General features: G+C 68.0%; 13 protein-coding genes and 1 pseudogene. 12 read left to right on the top strand and 2 right to left on the bottom strand.

All coding sequences use genetic code 11. The features are described 5' to 3' along the window. The first annotated feature begins 42 nt into the window (after positions 1–42). The 12 genes from tam to GH681_RS20945 all read left to right on the top strand — a co-directional run bounded on the left by tam (position 43) and on the right by GH681_RS20945 (position 15383). A complete protein-coding gene (tam, locus tag GH681_RS21000) occupies positions 43–804 on the top strand; it encodes a trans-aconitate 2-methyltransferase (RefSeq protein WP_153163498.1) in 762 nt (253 codons plus the stop codon). After that, the gene (locus GH681_RS20995) at positions 801–1634 is read left to right on the top strand and encodes a Sir2 family NAD-dependent protein deacetylase (RefSeq protein WP_153163497.1); all 834 of its coding nucleotides are present in this window, start codon (positions 801–803) and stop codon (positions 1632–1634) included. Before tam ends, GH681_RS20995 begins: the two co-directional genes overlap by 4 nt. Before the next feature lie 25 nt (positions 1635–1659). After that, positions 1660–2424 (top strand): TSUP family transporter, encoded by a 765-nt coding sequence (locus tag GH681_RS20990; RefSeq protein ID WP_153163510.1) that lies wholly within the window; start codon positions 1660–1662, stop codon positions 2422–2424. A 27-nt stretch (positions 2425–2451) separates the two neighbouring features. After that, the gene (locus tag GH681_RS20985; protein WP_194271306.1) at positions 2452–3315 is read left to right on the top strand and encodes a polyamine aminopropyltransferase; all 864 of its coding nucleotides are present in this window, start codon (positions 2452–2454) and stop codon (positions 3313–3315) included. A gap of 4 nt (positions 3316–3319) precedes the next feature. Continuing rightward, positions 3320–4648: a 16S rRNA (cytosine(967)-C(5))-methyltransferase RsmB gene (rsmB, locus tag GH681_RS20980; RefSeq protein ID WP_153163495.1), complete on the top strand. Its 1329-nt coding sequence runs from the start codon at positions 3320–3322 to the stop codon at positions 4646–4648. After that, entirely contained in the window at positions 4608–5234 is a 627-nt protein-coding gene (locus GH681_RS20975) for a DUF4390 domain-containing protein (RefSeq protein ID WP_153163494.1), read from the top strand. The genes rsmB and GH681_RS20975 overlap by 41 nt, the downstream gene beginning before the upstream one ends. After that, the gene (locus tag GH681_RS20970) at positions 5231–7357 is read left to right on the top strand and encodes an ATP-binding protein (protein ID WP_153163493.1); all 2127 of its coding nucleotides are present in this window, start codon (positions 5231–5233) and stop codon (positions 7355–7357) included. Before GH681_RS20975 ends, GH681_RS20970 begins: the two co-directional genes overlap by 4 nt. Beyond that, a complete protein-coding gene (locus GH681_RS20965) occupies positions 7350–8600 on the top strand; it encodes a sigma-54 dependent transcriptional regulator (RefSeq protein WP_153163492.1) in 1251 nt (416 codons plus the stop codon). Before GH681_RS20970 ends, GH681_RS20965 begins: the two co-directional genes overlap by 8 nt. 57 nt (positions 8601–8657) lie before the next feature. Continuing rightward, on the top strand, positions 8658–10085 hold the full coding sequence (gene trkA, locus GH681_RS20960) for a Trk system potassium transporter TrkA (protein WP_153163491.1): 1428 nt from the start codon (positions 8658–8660) through the stop codon (positions 10083–10085). Next, positions 10085–11542, top strand: coding sequence for a TrkH family potassium uptake protein (locus GH681_RS20955; RefSeq protein WP_194271305.1), 1458 nt, complete (start codon positions 10085–10087; stop codon positions 11540–11542). Before trkA ends, GH681_RS20955 begins: the two co-directional genes overlap by 1 nt. 147 nt (positions 11543–11689) lie before the next feature. Beyond that, positions 11690–12763: a uroporphyrinogen decarboxylase gene (gene hemE / locus GH681_RS20950; protein WP_153163490.1), complete on the top strand. Its 1074-nt coding sequence runs from the start codon at positions 11690–11692 to the stop codon at positions 12761–12763. A 439-nt stretch (positions 12764–13202) separates the two neighbouring features. Continuing rightward, positions 13203–15383: a primosomal protein N' gene (locus GH681_RS20945; protein WP_153163489.1), complete on the top strand. Its 2181-nt coding sequence runs from the start codon at positions 13203–13205 to the stop codon at positions 15381–15383. 48 nt (positions 15384–15431) lie between these two features. On the opposite strand, the gene GH681_RS20940 is transcribed toward GH681_RS20945, so the two are convergent. Together GH681_RS20940 and GH681_RS23400 are read right to left on the bottom strand one after the other, a co-directional pair. Next, positions 15432–15623, bottom strand: a complete 192-nt coding sequence (locus tag GH681_RS20940) for a CHRD domain-containing protein (RefSeq protein WP_228112012.1) — start codon at positions 15621–15623, stop codon at positions 15432–15434. 40 nt (positions 15624–15663) lie between these two features. After that, positions 15664–15836, bottom strand: a pseudogene (locus GH681_RS23400) (IS110 family transposase); the annotation flags it as partial.

Here is a 15836-nt window from a genome sequence, read left to right as displayed (position 1 = left end):
GGCTTGGTTCACAATAGGACCTTCTCGAATGGAGGATCTGCGATGACCTGGAACCCTGACCGCTACCTGCAGTTCTCCGACGAACGCCTGCGTCCGGCGGTCGACCTGCTTGCCCGAATCCCCCTCGCCCAGCCCGTCCAGGTCGTCGACCTCGGTTGCGGAGCCGGCAACGTCACGCGCCTCCTCGCCAGCCGCTGGCCAGGCGCCCAGATCACCGGGCTGGACAGTTCGCCGGAGATGCTCGAGCGCGCCCGCGTCGCCCTGCCCGAAGCCCGCTTCGAACTGGCCGGAGTGGAGAGCTGGGCGCAGGAAGAACCCCTCGATCTGCTGTTTTCCAACGCCGCCCTGCACTGGGTTGGCGACCATGCGACGCTGTTCCCCCGCCTCCTCGACCAGCTCGCGCCCGGTGGCGTGCTGGCCGTGCAGATGCCCGGCAATTTCGAGGCGCCGTCCCACCGGTTGATCCGCGAACAGGCTGCCGCGCCTGCGTGGGCCGATCGCCTGGTCGATGCGCGCATGGGCGCGGTGCTCCCCATGGCGGACTACCACCGAATTCTCTCTCCCCGCTGCAGCCGCCTCTTCCTGTGGGAAACCATCTACTGGCAGGCCATGCAGGGCGAGCACCCTGTACTCGACTGGCTCAGGGGCACGACCCTCGTGCCTTACCTCTCGCGCCTCGACGAAGCCAGTCAGGCCACCTTTCTCGCCGAGCTCGGCCCACGCCTCGCTGCGGCCTATCCGGCCGACGCGGACGGCACCGCGCTGTTTCCATTCCGCCGCATCTTCATCATCGCCCAGGCATGACCGACCCCCTGTTCACCGAAGCCGCCCGCCTCATCTCCGGGGCGGACGCCCTCATCATCTCCGCTGGTGCCGGCATGGGCGTGGATTCCGGGCTGCCCGACTTCCGCGGCAACACTGGTTTCTGGCGCGCCTATCCTGCCCTCGCCGAGGCCCGCATCGCCTTCGAAGAGATCGCCAGCCCCGACGCCTTCTCGCGCACCCCGACCCTGGCCTGGGGCTTCTACGGCCACCGCCTCAACCTCTACCGGCGCACCCGCCCCCACCCTGGCTTCGCCATGCTCCGGCAGATCAGCGCGGCCTTGCCCGGCGGCAGCTTCGTGTTCACCTCCAACGTGGATGGGCAGTTCCAGCGCGCAGGCTTCGAGGAGGATCGCATCTGCGAAGTCCATGGATCCATCCATCACCTCCAGTGCATGAACGGCTGCGGCGAAGCCATCGTCCCTGCCGACGACTTCTCGCCGGATGTGGACGACAGCGCCTGCCTGCTCCGCTCTCCCCTGCCCCGCTGCCCCACCTGCGGTGGATTGATGCGGCCCAACGTGCTGATGTTCGGCGACTGGGGATGGCTCGGGCGCCGCACTACCGGCCAGCGCCAGCGCCTGGAAACCTGGCTCCACACCACGGCCCGTCCGGTGGTGATCGAGATCGGTGCCGGCAGCCACGTGCCGACGGTTCGCTGGTTCAGCGAGACCCTTGGCGTGCCGCTGATCCGCATCAACCCGACCGAGCCCGACATCCCGGGCCGTGGTGTGAGCCTGGCCTGCGGCGGACTCGAAGCACTGTCGGGAATCCACGCGGCGCTACTTGCCCAAGGCTCTTCCTTCCCCTGAGCTTGTTTCACGTGAAACAGCAGTGATCGAACTCCCGTTCCTGCTCCTCGGTGTCGGCGCGTTCTGCGCCGGGCTGGTGGATACCGTCGGCGGCGGCGGCGGTCTGATCCAGATCCCCCTGCTCTTCTCCACCTTTCCCCAAGCCGGCGCGGCGACGCTGTTTGGCACCAACAAGCTGGCCAGCGTGGTGGGCACGGCCAGCTCCGCACTCCAGTACAGCCGCAGGGTCGTGATTCCCTGGCAGATTGCCGCTCCTGCGGCTATCGCGGCCGCCATCGGATCATGGTTTGGCGCCCGGGCAGTGGTGCTCTTTCCGCCTGAGGCCCTGCGTCCGCTCATCCTCGTGCTGCTGATCGCAGTCGCGATCTACACCTTCATGCGCAAGGATTTCGGCGTCCAGGGGCGCGTGCTGGCGCATGATGCCCAACCCACGATCCGCGCCCTCGCGATCGGCAGCACAGTCGGTTTCTACGACGGATTCTTCGGCCCAGGCACCGGCAGCTTTCTGATCTTTCTTTTCATTCGTCTGCTGGGAATGGACTTCCTGCTCGCCTCGGTATCGGCGAAGATCGTCAACGTCACCACCAACCTCGCCGCAATCGCCTTCTTTGTAGCGACCGGCGCGGTATTCTGGAAAGCCGCGGCGGTGATGGCCGTTTGCAATCTGCTCGGCTCCCGGGTTGGCACCGCCCTCGTGCTCCGCCACGGTGTGGCGTTCATCCGCAAGGCGTTTCTGGTCGTCGTGGTGATACTGATCCTGCGCTTTAGCGCCGATACATTCCTGGGCTGAACACCCCTGCAGAGGAGGTTGTTTCACGTGAAACACTTGCCGACGATCGCCCTCCCCCTGTCCGACGACGCCGCGCTCCATGTCGTGCGCACCGCGCCAGTGGTCGAACATACCAGCCCGCTCCAGCACATCTCGGTGGAATCGACCACCAGCTTCGGCAAGCTCTACACGCTGGATGGCGACGCCATGGCCTCCCAGGCCGACGAGTTCATCATCCACGAGAGCCTTGCTCACTTGGCAGCCCTCAGCCATCCGGCACCCCAGCGGGCCATCGTGCTGGGCGGCGGCGATGGCGGCAGCACGCGGGAGCTGCTCAAGCACCCCTCGATCACCCACGTCACCATCGCCGAGCTCGATCGCGCGGTGGTCGATACCATCGACGCGCAGCTGCCGTCGCTACCCGCCGGCGCCTTCAACGATGCTCGTGTGCGCGTCCTGTTCGGCGACGCGGCGGCAACCCTCACCGCCTGCCACGCCGCGGGCGAGCGTTTCGACCTGATCCTGTTCGACCTCACCCAGTCCGACCACCCCGCCTGCGCCCACCTGCACAGCGACAATTTTCTGCGAATCTGTGCCGCAAGCCTGACCGGGCAAGGTATCGTCCACGTCCAGCTCGGATCGCCCTTCCACCAACGCCAGCAGGTCACGACGGTGTTCCAGCGGCTCAAGGACGTGTTTGCCACCCCGACCCCGGCCCTGATCGACGTCCCCCTTTACGGCGGCCCCTGGCTCCTCGCCCGGGCGAGCAATGCCCGCCCCCCGGAACCCGATCTCGCCACGCTCACCCAGCGCCTTGCGGCCCGGCGCATCACCGGCCTGCGCTACTACAATCCCGCCCTGCACCTCGCCTGCAGCGCCCTGCCCAATTACGTGCTCGACTGCCTCACCTGACACCATGACCGACCACCCCCGCAGCCGCCGTCTCGTCGCGGCCCCGTCCCGCCTGCCCGAGGACAGTCTGGCCTACGCCCTCGTCACCGCCGCCGGCCTCATCGCCGATGTGGTGGGCGGGCTCACCCTCACCGACGCCCTGGCCACCCTGTGGGCACGCCGGCCCGACACCCCGCCCGCCGTCCGCGGCGCCATCCTCGATCTCGCCTACGGCACCCTGCGCGACTACGGCCGGCAGGATTTCATCCTCGGCCAGCTCATGCAGAAGCCCCTGCCCGAGCCCGTCCAGTCGCTGCTGCGGATCGCCCTGCACCGCCTCGACACCCGTCCGGAAACCGCCCACACCACCGTCGACCAAGCCGTCGAAGGTGTCGCCACCCTGCTCGACGGCAAGTTCAAGGGCGTCGCCAACGGCGTGCTGCGCAACGCCCTGCGCCAGGCCACCGAGCTGCGCGCCGCGGCCGACGCCGACATGGTCGCCGAGCACCGCCACCCGCCCTGGTGGATCCGCCGCCTGAAAACCCAGTACCCCAAGGACTGGCGCTCGATCCTCGTCGCAGGCAACACCCACCCGCCCATGGCCCTGCGCATCAACTCCCTGCGCAGCTCCCGCCAGGAGGTGCTCGACAGCTTCGCCGAAGCCGACCTGCCGGTGCGGGTGCTCGCCAACGGCGCCCTGCTCCTCGAAAAGCCGGTGCCCGTCAGCCGCCTGCCCGGCTTTGCCGAAGGCTGCATCAGCGTGCAGGACGCCGGCGCCCAGTTCGCCGCCCAGCACCTTGACGTGGACGACGGCCAGCGGGTGCTCGACGCCTGCGCCGCGCCCGGCAGCAAGACCTGCCACATCCTTGAACTCGCCGACGTGGAGCTCACCGCCCTGGATACCGACGCCAGCCGCACCCGGCGCATCAGCGAGAACCTCACTCGCCTGGGCCTCGCCGCCACCGTCAAGGCCGCCGACTGCCGCAACCTCGACGCCTGGTGGGACGGCCGCCCCTTCGACCGCATCCTCGCCGACGTGCCCTGCTCCGCCTCCGGCGTGGTGCGCCGCAACCCGGACATCAAGTGGCTGCGCCGCGGCGGCGACATCGCCCGCTTTGCATCCCAGCAGGCCGAGATCCTCGAAGCCCTGTGGCGAGTCCTCGCGCCGGGTGGCAAAATGCTCTATGCCACCTGCTCGGTGTTTGCCGAAGAAAACGGGGAGCAGATCGCCGCCTTCGCCGCCCGCCATCCCGATTGCCGCCGCCTGCCCATTGGCGGACAGCTCGACTGCCAGTACCTGCCTTGCACCGACCATGACGGATTCTTCTACGCGCTCCTCGAGAAAGCCGCCTGACCGCCTCCGCCGGCGCTGGCTGAGGGGCCTGCTTGCGGCTGGCCTCGTCGCCGGGCTGGGCACCGGTGCCGGGCCGGCGCAAGCCGCCGAGGCCGAGATCCGCAACATCGTCCTGCAGCCCAGCGACGACCAGTACATCCTCAACGCCGATGTCGTCGCCGAGCTCACCCCGCTCCTGGCCGACGTGGTCGGCCGGGGTGTGTCGCTGTATTTCATCACCGAATTCGAACTCACCGCCCCCCGCTGGTACTGGCTGGACGAGGAGATCATCACCCGCTCCCTCACCTACCGCCTCTCCTACCAGTCGCTCACCCGCCAGTACCGCCTCACCACCGGCGCGCTCCACCAGAACTTCACCAGCCTCGAAGAAGCCATGCGCACCATGCTGCGCATCCGCAACTGGGGCATCGCCGACAAGGGCGCCCTGAAGATCGGGCGCAGCTACAACGCCGCCCTGCGTTTCCGGCTGGACGTGGGTGAGCTGCCCAAGCCGCTGCAGGTCAGCGCCCTCGGCCGCAAGGACTGGAACCTCGCCTCCGACTGGTATCGGTGGACCTTCATGCCCCCCACCCGCGACAGCAAATGAGACCTACCGTCCTCATCGTCTGCGCGGCGATCTCCGGCATCCTGCTGTTCCTGCTCGCCACGGCCAGCGCCAACACGCCCCTCTTCGCCCGCAACTACACCCTGCTCATCGGCCTCAACGGCATCATCGCGCTGGTGCTCGCCGGGCTGGTCTTCGTCCAGCTGCGCAGCCTGTGGCTGGAGTACAAGGCCCGCCGCTTCGGCTCCCGGCTCAAGCTGCGCCTGATGGCGATCTTCGCCGCGATGGCGGTGGTGCCCGGTGCGCTGGTGTACGCGGTGTCGCTGCAGTTTGCGGTCAAGAGCATCGAGTCGTGGTTCAACGTGCGGGTGGATGCCGCCCTCGAAAGCGGCCTGCAGCTCGGCCGGGCGACCCTCGACATCCTCCTCGACCAGCTCGCCACCAAGGCCGACCAGATGGCCATCGAGCTCGAGCTGGCGCCCCAGGTCCGCTCCCCGCTCCTCAACCGCCTGCGCGAACAGGCCAACGTCGAATCGGCCACGGTGTTCTCGCCAACAGGCAAGATCGTCGCCACCGCCGAGACCGAACTCGGCACCCTGATCCCCGAGCAGCCCACCATCACCCAGCTCCGTCAGGGTCGGCAGACATCCGGCTACCGAGCCGCCGAAGGCCACGGCGCCGAGGGGCTGATCCTGCGGGTGATCGTGCCGATCCCGTCGCGGCGCCTGATCGAGCCGCAGCTCCTGCAGGTCACCCAGCAAGTGCCCAAATCCTTCGCGATGCACGCCGACAGCGTCGAGACGGTGCACCGGGATTACCAGGAGCTCTCCGTCGCCCGCAACGGCCTCAAGCGCATCTACACCCTCACCCTGACGCTCACCCTGCTGCTGGCCCTGTTTGCCGCGGTAGCCGTCGCCTTCGTGCTCACCCGGCGCCTCGCCGCGCCGCTGTTCATCCTCGCGGAGGGCACCCAGGCCGTCGCGGCTGGTGACTTCTCGCCCCGTCAGGCCCTGCCCGCCCGGGACGAACTCGGCGTGCTCACCCAGTCCTTCAACCAGATGACCCGCCAGCTGCAGGACGCCCGCGCCCAGGCCGAAGCCAACCGCGCCGCCGTCGAGCGCAACCGGGCCTATCTCGAGAGCGTGCTCGCCAACCTCTCGGCCGGCGTGCTGGCCTTCTCGCCGGACGGCCACCTGCGCGCCGCCAACCACGGGGCGATGACCATCCTCAACGACGAGCTGCAGGACTACGAGCGCCTGCGCGTCCACGACTGGAACACCCACGCCGCCTTCCGCGACGCCCTGGTGGCCGGCTTCGAGGGCCCCGAGGACGACTGGAACCGCCAGATCGAATTCTCCAACCCCGACGGCAGCACCCAGACGCTCCTCCTCCACGGCACCCGCCTGCCCGAGAGCACCGGCGGCGGCTTCGTGGTGGTCTTCGACGACATCACCCAACTCATCGCCGCCCAGCGCAACGCAGCCTGGGCCGAGGTCGCCCGCCGCCTCGCCCACGAGATCAAGAACCCGCTCACCCCGATCCAGCTCTCCGCCGAGCGCCTCCAGTTCAAGCTGGCCGAGCGCCTCGACGAAGAAGGCCGGAGCATGCTCGAACGCTCCACCACCACCATCGTCAATCAGGTCGAGGCGATGAAGAACCTGGTCAACGCCTTCCGCGACTACGCCCGCCTGCCCAGCCCGGTGATGGCCCCGGTGGATCTCAACGCCCTGGTGCGCGACGTGCTGGCCCTCTACGATGGCTCGCGGGTGATGATCCACGCCGAGCTCGCCGCCGAAACCCCGCCGGTGATGGGCGACGCCAGCCAGCTGCGGCAGGTCATCCACAACCTGCTGCAGAACGCCGAAGACGCCCTCTCCGACACGGACGCCCCCGAAATCTGGCTGTTGACGCGAGCCGATGCCAGGCGGGTAGACTTGATCCTGCGCGACAACGGCCAGGGCTTCCCGCCCGAGATCCTGTCCCGGGCCTTCGAACCCTACGTCACCACCAAGGCCCGCGGCACCGGCCTTGGCCTGGCCATCGTCAAAAAAATAATCGACGAACACGACGGCGAGATTCGTCTCGCCAATCGAGAAACCGGTGGAGCGGAAATCCGCATCCGCCTGCGCAGCGCCCCTCAAACAGAGTCACCAGCCCATGGCTAAAATTCTCATCGTTGACGACGAAGTCGGCATCCGCGAACTCCTGTCGGAAATCCTGCGCGACGAAGGCCACGACATCGTGCTGGCCGAAAACGCCGCCGCCGCCCGGGCCGCCCGCAACGCCGCCCGGCCGGATCTCGTCCTGCTCGACATCTGGATGCCCGACACCGACGGTGTGAGCCTCCTCAAGGAGTGGTCGGCCAACGGCCAGCTCACCATGCCCGTGGTGATGATGTCGGGCCACGGCACCATCGACACGGCCGTCGAGGCCACCCGCATCGGCGCGATGGAGTTCCTCGAAAAGCCCATCGCCCTGCAGAAGCTCCTCGCCGCGGTGAAGCGCGGCCTCGCCCGCATCAAGCCCGCCAACGCCCCCAGCCCGCTGGGGCTCGGCGCCTTCTCCCGCTCGGTGCCCCTGCGCGACCTGAAGAAGCGCCTCGAACAGATGGCCGACAAGTCGCGGGTGATCCTGCTGCGGGTCGGCCCCGGCAGCCTCGCCGAGCTCTGTGCGCGCTCGCTCCAGCGGGTCGGCACGCCCTGGCTCGATCTCTCCCTGTCGTCCCAGCCCCTCGAGCTCGCCACCCTCGAAGGCGCCCGCAACGGCCTGCTCTACGTGCCCGAGCTGATCTACCTGTCGCGCCCCCAGCAGAAGAACCTGGTCTTCGCCATGGACCGCCTGGAGCGCCACGGCCAGAGTCTCGTGGTCGCCACCGAGCACCGCCCCGAGGAGCTCGTCGAGCACGGCTGGGACGAGCGCGTGCTGGCCCGGCTGTTCGAGGTCTCGCTGGCCCCGCCGTCCCTGGGCGAGATCCGCGACGAGATCCCCGAGATCGCCAGCCAGATCCTGCTCCATTACGTCGAGGCCGGCGAAGTGCCCGCCCGCCGCCTGTCCTCCGCCGCCCTCAACGCCCTGCGCAACCGCGCCTGGCCCGGCGGCTACGGCGAACTCAAGGCCGCGGTCAAATCCCTGGCACTGGGCACCCTCGAAGAGGAGATCGGGATGGACGACGTCGCCCACCTGCTCGGCAAGACGCCCTCCTCCGCCCTCGGCCTGCCCCTCGACCTGCCCCTGCGCGAAGCCCGCGAGATCTTCGAGCGCCTGTACTTCGAGCACCACCTGCAGCTCGACGGCGGCAACATGACCCGCCTCGCCGAGAAGACCGGCCTCGAACGCACCCACCTGTACCGCAAGCTCAAGCAACTGGGCATCAGCGTCGGCAAGCGTCACGACGAGCACGGCAGCTGAGCCGCCGCCACCCGATCAATACAAGCATTCTCGGGGGCCAACCGGGAGGAGACAACGATGAAGATCATCATCCTGGGCGCCGGCCAGGTCGGCACCTCCGTGGCCGAAAGCCTGGTCTCCGAGGCCAACGACATCACCGTCGTCGACAGCAACATCGAGCACCTCAACGCCCTGCAGGAGCGCCTCGACCTGCGCGTGGTGCCAGGCAACGGGGCGTCGCCCTCCATCCTCGACGCCGCCGGCGCCGATGACGCCGACCTGCTGATCGCCGTCACCCAGTCGGACCAGACCAACCTGTGCGCCTGCCGGGTCGCCAAAAGCCTCTTCAACGTGCCCACCCGCATCGCCCGGCTGCGCGCCGCCGACTACGAAGACCACCCGGAGCTCCTCGACGACAGCAACTTCGCGGTGGACCACTCCATCTGCCCCGAGCAGATCGTCACCGACTACATCCGCAAGCTGATCGAGTTCCCCGAAGCCCTGCAGGTGCTGGAGTTCGCCGACGGCATGGTGACGATGATCGCCGTGCGCGCCTTCGAGGGCGGCCTGCTGGTCGGCAAGCCCCTCAAGACCATCCCCCTGCGCCTGCCCACCATCGACGCCCGGGTGGCCGCCATCTTCCGCCGCGAGCAGCCCATCGCGCCCCATGGCGACACCGTCATCGAAAGCGGCGACGAAGTCTTCATCCTGGCCGCCACCTCCCACATCCGCAAGGTGATGTCCGAGCTGCGCCGGATGGACACCCCGATCCGCCGGGTCATCATCGCCGGCGGTGGCAACATCGGCATGCGCCTCGCCAAGGCCATCGAGAAGACGGTTCACGTGAAGCTCATCGAGCACGACCGGCGCCGCGCCGAGGTCCTCGCCACCGGGCTCGAACGCACCCTGGTGCTGCGCGGCGACGCCACCGACGAAGCCCTCCTCGACGCCGAGAGCATCGAGGAGACCGACATGTTCCTCGCCCTCACCAACGACGAGGAAGACAACATCATGTCCGCGTCGCTGGCCAAGCAAATGGGCGCGCGGCGCACCCTGGCCCTCATCAACCGCAAGTCGTACGTGGATCTGGTGCAGGGAGGACGCATCGACATCGCCATCTCGCCGGCCCAGACCTCCATCGGTCAGCTCCTCGCCCGGGTCCGCCGGGGCGACGTGGCCGCGGTACACAGCCTGCGCCGGGGCGCCGCCGAGGCACTGGAGATCGTCGCCCACGGCGACGCCAAGCACTGCAAGGTGATCGGCCGGCGGGTCGACGAACTCGACCTGCCCGACGGCGCCACCATCGCCGCCATCGTCCGCAACACCGGCCAGAGCCGCACCGAATACAAGGAGCTGGTGCCCTACGAGGTGCCCATCTTCGAGGTCATCATCGCCCACCACGACACGGTGATCCGCGCCGAAGACCACGTCATCATCTTCTGCACCAGCAAGAAGCTCGTCGCCAAGGTCGAGAAGCTGTTCCAGGTCGGCTGGGGGTTCTTCTGATGGACGCCCTGCTGCCCGTCGCCAACGTCCTCGGTCGCCTGCTGTCGATCTTCAGCTTCGCCTACCTGATGCCCATCGCCGCGGCGATCTACTTCGACGACGGCACCACCGCCGACTTCGTCTCCGCGATGGTGATCTCCCTCGGCAGCGGCCTCATCCTCTACGCCGTCACCCGCGCCCACTACCGCGAGCTCAAGCCCCGCGACGGCTTCCTGCTGGTGTCCACCGTGTGGGCGCTGATGGCGGCGATCGCCACCATCCCGCTGCTCCTGGTGTACGACACCATGAGCTTCACCGACGCCTTCTTCGAAACCATGTCGGGCCTCACCACCACGGGCTCGACGATCATGACCGATCTCGACCACGCGCCGCCCGCCATCAACCTGTGGCGGCACGAGCTCAACTGGCTGGGCGGGATGGGCATCATCGTGCTGGCGGTGGCGGTGCTGCCCCTGCTGGGCGTGGGCGGCATGCAGCTCTACAAGGCCGAAACCCCCGGCCCGATGAAGGATTCCAAGCTCACCGCGCGCATCGCCGACACCGCCAAGGCCCTGTGGCTGGTGTATTTCCTCATCACCGTCGCCTGCATCCTGCTGCTGTGGTGGGCCGGCCTGTCGTGGCTTGATGCCATCTGCCACGCCTTCGCGGCGCTGGGCCTGGGCGGCTTCTCGACCCGCGACGCCAGCGTCGGCGCCTTCGACAACCCGATGGTCGAGTTCATCCTGATCGTCTTCATGGTGATCGCCGCGATGAACTTCGCCACCCACTTCATCGCCCTGCGCGGCCGCGACCTGCGCGTCTACTGGCAGGACGTGGAAGCCCGCGGCGTGGTCGGCGTGATCGTCGCCTCGTGCTTCGGCGTGGCGCTCTACGTGTGGCTCGAAGGCACCTACGAGGATTACCCCACCGCGCTCCGCCACGTCAGCTTCAACCTCGTGTCGATGGCCACCGACTGCGGCTTCGCCAGCCAGGATTTCGACAAGTGGCCGGTCTTCGCGCCCCTGTGGATGCTGTTCCTGTCGTGCATCACCGCCAGCTCCGGCTCCACCGGCGGCGGCATCAAGATGATCCGAACCCTGATCCTCGCCAAGCAGGCCAACCGCGAACTCACCCGCCTGATCCACCCGGCCATCGTCAATCCGGTCAAGGTCGGCGGCGGCACCATCCCCAACAACGTGGTGATCGCCGTCCTCGGCTTCATCTTCCTGTACTTCATGAGCGTGGTGATGCTGGTCTTCGTGATGATTCTCTCCGGCCTGGATTTCATGACCTCCCTGGGCGCCATCGTCGCCAGCATCAACAACGCCGGCCCCGGCCTCAACAAGGTCGGCCCCGCCACCAACTACGCCGTGCTCACCGACTTCCAGACCTGGGTGTGCAGCTTCACGATGCTCCTCGGCCGCCTCGAGGTGCTCTCCCTCGCCGTGGTGTTCACCCCGCAGTTCTGGCGCAAATAGGGAATGGGTATTGGGGAGTGGGCAGCGGCTTCAGCCCCCCGCCCACTTCCAACTCCCCACTCCCTACTCCCCATTACCCACTCCCCAAAAAAGCGGATAATCCCGCCTTTGCCGCCTAGCGCGGCCCCTGCCTGTCGAGGATTTCAAGTGAGCCGTCCGAAGAACGATACCTTCCTGCGCGCCCTGCTGCGCCAGCCCACCGACTACACCCCCCTGTGGCTGATGCGCCAGGCCGGGCGCTACCTGCCCGAGTACCGCGAAACCCGCAAGCGCGCCGGCAGCTTCCTCGACCTGTGCAAGAACCCCGGCCTCGCCTGCGAAGTCACCCTGCAGCCGCTGGCCCGCTACAACCTCGACGCCGCGATCCTGTTCTCCGACATCCTGACCGTGCCCGACGCCATGGGCCTGGGCCTGTACTTCGCCGAAGGCGAAGGCCCCAAGTTCGAGCGTCCGCTGAAGGAAGAATGGGAGATCCGCAACCTCGCCGTGCCCGATCCCAACCTCGAACTCGGCTACGTGATGGACGCCGTCGCCGAAATCCGCCGCGCGCTGGATAACTCCGTTCCGCTGATCGGCTTCTCCGGCAGCCCCTGGACGCTCGCCTGCTACATGGTCGAAGGCGGCGGTTCCGACGACTACCGCAAGGTCAAGGCGCTGCTCTACAGCCGCCCGGATCTCATGCACCACATCCTGGGCGTCACTGCCAAGGCCGTCACCGCCTACCTCAACGCCCAGATCGAAGCCGGCGCCCAGGCCGTGATGATCTTCGACTCGTGGGGTGGCGTGCTGGCCCACGACGCCTACAAGGAATTCTCCCTCGCCTACACCCGCCAGATCGTCGCCGGCCTCACCCGCGAGAAGGACGGCGAGAAGATCCCGTGCATCGTGTTCACCAAGGGCGGCGGCCTGTGGCTGGCCGACATCGCCGACAGCGGCGCCGACGCGGTCGGCCTCGACTGGACGGTGGACATCGGCGCCGCCCGCCGGCTGGTGGGCGACAAGGTCGCGCTGCAGGGCAACCTCGACCCGGCCGTGCTCTTCGGCACCCCGGAAGCCGTCGCCGCCGAGACGAAGAAGGTGCTCGACGCCTTCGGCCCCCACAACGGCCACGTCTTCAACCTGGGTCACGGCATCTCCCAGTTCACCCCGCCCGAGAACGTCACCGTGCTGGTGAACACCGTCCACGAACACAGCCGCAAGCTGCGCGGGCAAGGCGCGTGAAACGACTGTGACGCTCCACCGGAATGGCCGGCACACGCCGGCCATTTTGTTTCCGCCCCCCGCATGCGGGGGGCGCTGGAAACCGGCCCGTCAAGCACTAAATTTGCAATTCAGGGCTTGACTTGTGCACAGCGCCACCTTTTGTTTCATAAAGGTTGCAGCCCGCGCGTACGCACCTGGCTTAAAATTTAAGTCATTGTTTTAAAACGTTTTATTATTTGACCCGGATTTAGGCAAAGTAGGGCCAGGGCTTGCCGGCAGCGGGTTTTGCGAGGCTTTACCCAAATTTCCCACAAAGTTATCCACAGATTTTGTGGACAACGGAAAATACCCCCGCGACCCCAAGGGTTTCAAAAATGTTTCCGATCTTCGGTCTTATCAAAACTTTGTAAGTCACTGATTTAATTAAAATCGTAAAAGTTCACCGAAATCCCAGGCCATGAGCACCGCCATCGTCCGCGTCGCGCTTCCCGTCCCGCTGCCCCAATGCTTTGATTACACAGCAGAAAACGTCACGGCCGGGGATCTGGGGCGCTGCGTGCGGGTGCCTTTCGGGCGGGGCGAGAAGACCGGGCTGATCGTCGATCTGCCCGACGCCGCCGATCTGCCCGTCGAACGCCTCAAGCCGGTGATCGCCGTCCAGCGCGAAGCGCCCGCCCTGCCCGCCGACTGGCTGGCCCTGGTCGAGTTCGCCGCCCGCTACTACCAGCATCCGCTCGGCGAGGTTGTGGCGATGGCCCTGCCGCCGCGGCTGCGCAAGGCGGATGCCGTTGCCGGCGCCGAGGCCGACCCGCTCCTCGATCTCACCGATCTCGGCCGCGAGGCCCTCGCCAGCACCAAGCGCGAGAGCCGCGCCCTCGCCCTGCTGCGCGACATCGCCACCCACGGCCCGCGCCGGCGCAGCCTGCTGCGCGAAGGCGACGGCGGCACGCCGGTGGTGGCCGACGCCCTCAAGCGCGGCTGGATCGCCCCCGGCGTCGCCGCCGACCCGGCCGCCATGGCCGGCGCCCCCACCCTCACCGACGAACAGCAGGCCGCCGTGGAGGCCATGTCGGCCAGCTTCGGCCAGTTCCAGCCCTTCCTGCTCGCCGGCGTCACCGGCAGCGGCAAGACCGAGGTTTATCTGCGCCTCGTCCAGCAGATCATCGCCCGGGGCGAGCAGGCACTGATCCTGGTGCCCGAAATCGCCCTCACGCCCCAGCTCGAAGGCCGCGTGGCGGGTCGATTCCCCGCCGCCCGGGTGGTCAGCCTGCACTCGGCGCTGGCCGAGGGCGCGCGCTCCCAGGGCTTTGTGCAGGCCATGGAAGGCCGCGCCGAGATCGTGCTGGGCACCCGGCTATCGGTGTTCACGCCGCTGCCGCGGCTGGGGCTCATCGTGGTGGACGAAGAACACGACGCCAGCTACAAGCAGCACGAAGGCGTGCGCTATTCGGCCCGCGATCTCGCCATCTGGCGCGCCCGCCAACGCAGCGTGCCCATCGTGCTGGGCTCCGCCACGCCGTCGCTGGAGAGCTGGCACGCCGCCGACACCGGCCGCTACCGGCGCATCGAACTCACCAACCGCGCCGTGGCCGCCACCATGCCCAGCGTGCGGCCGGTGGACGTGCGCCGCGAGACGCTGCAGAACGGCGTCTCCGAGCACCTGCTGCGGGCCATCGACGCGCGCCTCCAGCGGGGCGAGCAGAGCCTCATCTTCCTCAACCGGCGGGGTTACGCGCCGGTGCTGTCGTGCCCGTCCTGCGGCTGGGTGAGCCGCTGCCCCCACTGCACCGCCAACCTGGTGCTGCACCTGGCCGACAAGCGCCTGCGCTGCCACCACTGCAGCTGCGAGACCCACATCCCGGTCTCCTGCCCCGACTGCGGCAACCAGGACATCCAGCCCTTCGGCCGCGGCACCCAGCGCCTCGAGGAAACCCTCGCCGAACGCTTCCCCACCGCCCGCGTGCTGCGGGTCGACCGCGACGCCGCCCGCACCCGTGCCCAGTGGGACGCGCTGCTGGCGCAGATCGGCAACGGCGAGGCCGACATCCTGGTCGGCACCCAGATGATGGCCAAGGGCCACGACTTCCCCAAGCTCACCTTCGTTGGTGTGCTCAACGCCGATTCGTCCCTCTTCGCCGCGGATTTTCGCGCCCCGGAGCGCCTTTTCCAGCAGCTCATGCAGGTGGGCGGCCGGGCCGGGCGGGGCGAGCTGCCCGGCCAGGTGATGATCCAGACCCAATACCCCGATCACCCTCTCTACCAGTGCCTCGCCAAGCATGATTTCGCCCGCTACGCCGCAATGCAGTTAGCGGAGCGCAAACAGGCCCGCTTCCCGCCCTTCGCTGCCAACGCCCTGCTGTGCGCCACCGCCGATGAGGTGGCCACCGCCCTCGACTGGCTGAAGGCCGCCTGCGAAGCCGCCCTGCCCTTCGCCCAGGCCTTCGGCGTGCAGGTGTTTGACGCTGTGCCGATGCGCATGGTCCGACTCGCCCGCCGGGAGCGCGCCCAGCTCCTCGTCGAAGCCCCCGGCCGCCCCGCCCTGCAGGCCTTCCTGTCAGCCTGGAGCCGCCACCTGTGGGCCCTCAAGCCCGCCCGCGGCCTGCGCTGGCATCTGGACGTGGACCCGGCCGAGGTCTGAACCACTCCACCCCAGCAACGCAGGGCCCCATCACGAGCCGGCTGCTGATCACCCCCGGCGCCGACGCGCCAGCAATCCACACCCCGACGCCAGCCCCAGGAGGCCCAGCATCGCCGGCTCCGACACGTCGCGGGTCAGGAAGCCGCGGATCTCGCCGCCGGGGAACACGTTGGTGTGGATGTTCAGATAAGCCTTGTCGGCGTCCAGCCCGGTCAGGAAGGCATCCGCCGCCAGCGCCACCGTTCCGCCGTTGTTGGTGACGTAGATACTGTTATCCCAGTCAAGCCCCGTGGAGCGCCGGCTGGAATGTCTGGCCCGACTTGAGCACGCCGTAGCTGACGTGGAGGAGCTTGCGCATCATGGCGCCGATGATGAGCATCGGGGGTTTGCCCTTGGCGGCGAGGCGTTCGCGGAAGAGCTTGCCCCAGTCGGTTCGGTAGAGGGCGACCATGG

The organism is Zoogloea sp. 1C4 (assembly GCF_009469605.1).
In the GTDB taxonomy this organism is placed as follows: domain Bacteria; phylum Pseudomonadota; class Gammaproteobacteria; order Burkholderiales; family Rhodocyclaceae; genus Zoogloea; species Zoogloea oryzae.
This window is presented reverse-complemented; position numbering and strand designations above follow the sequence as displayed.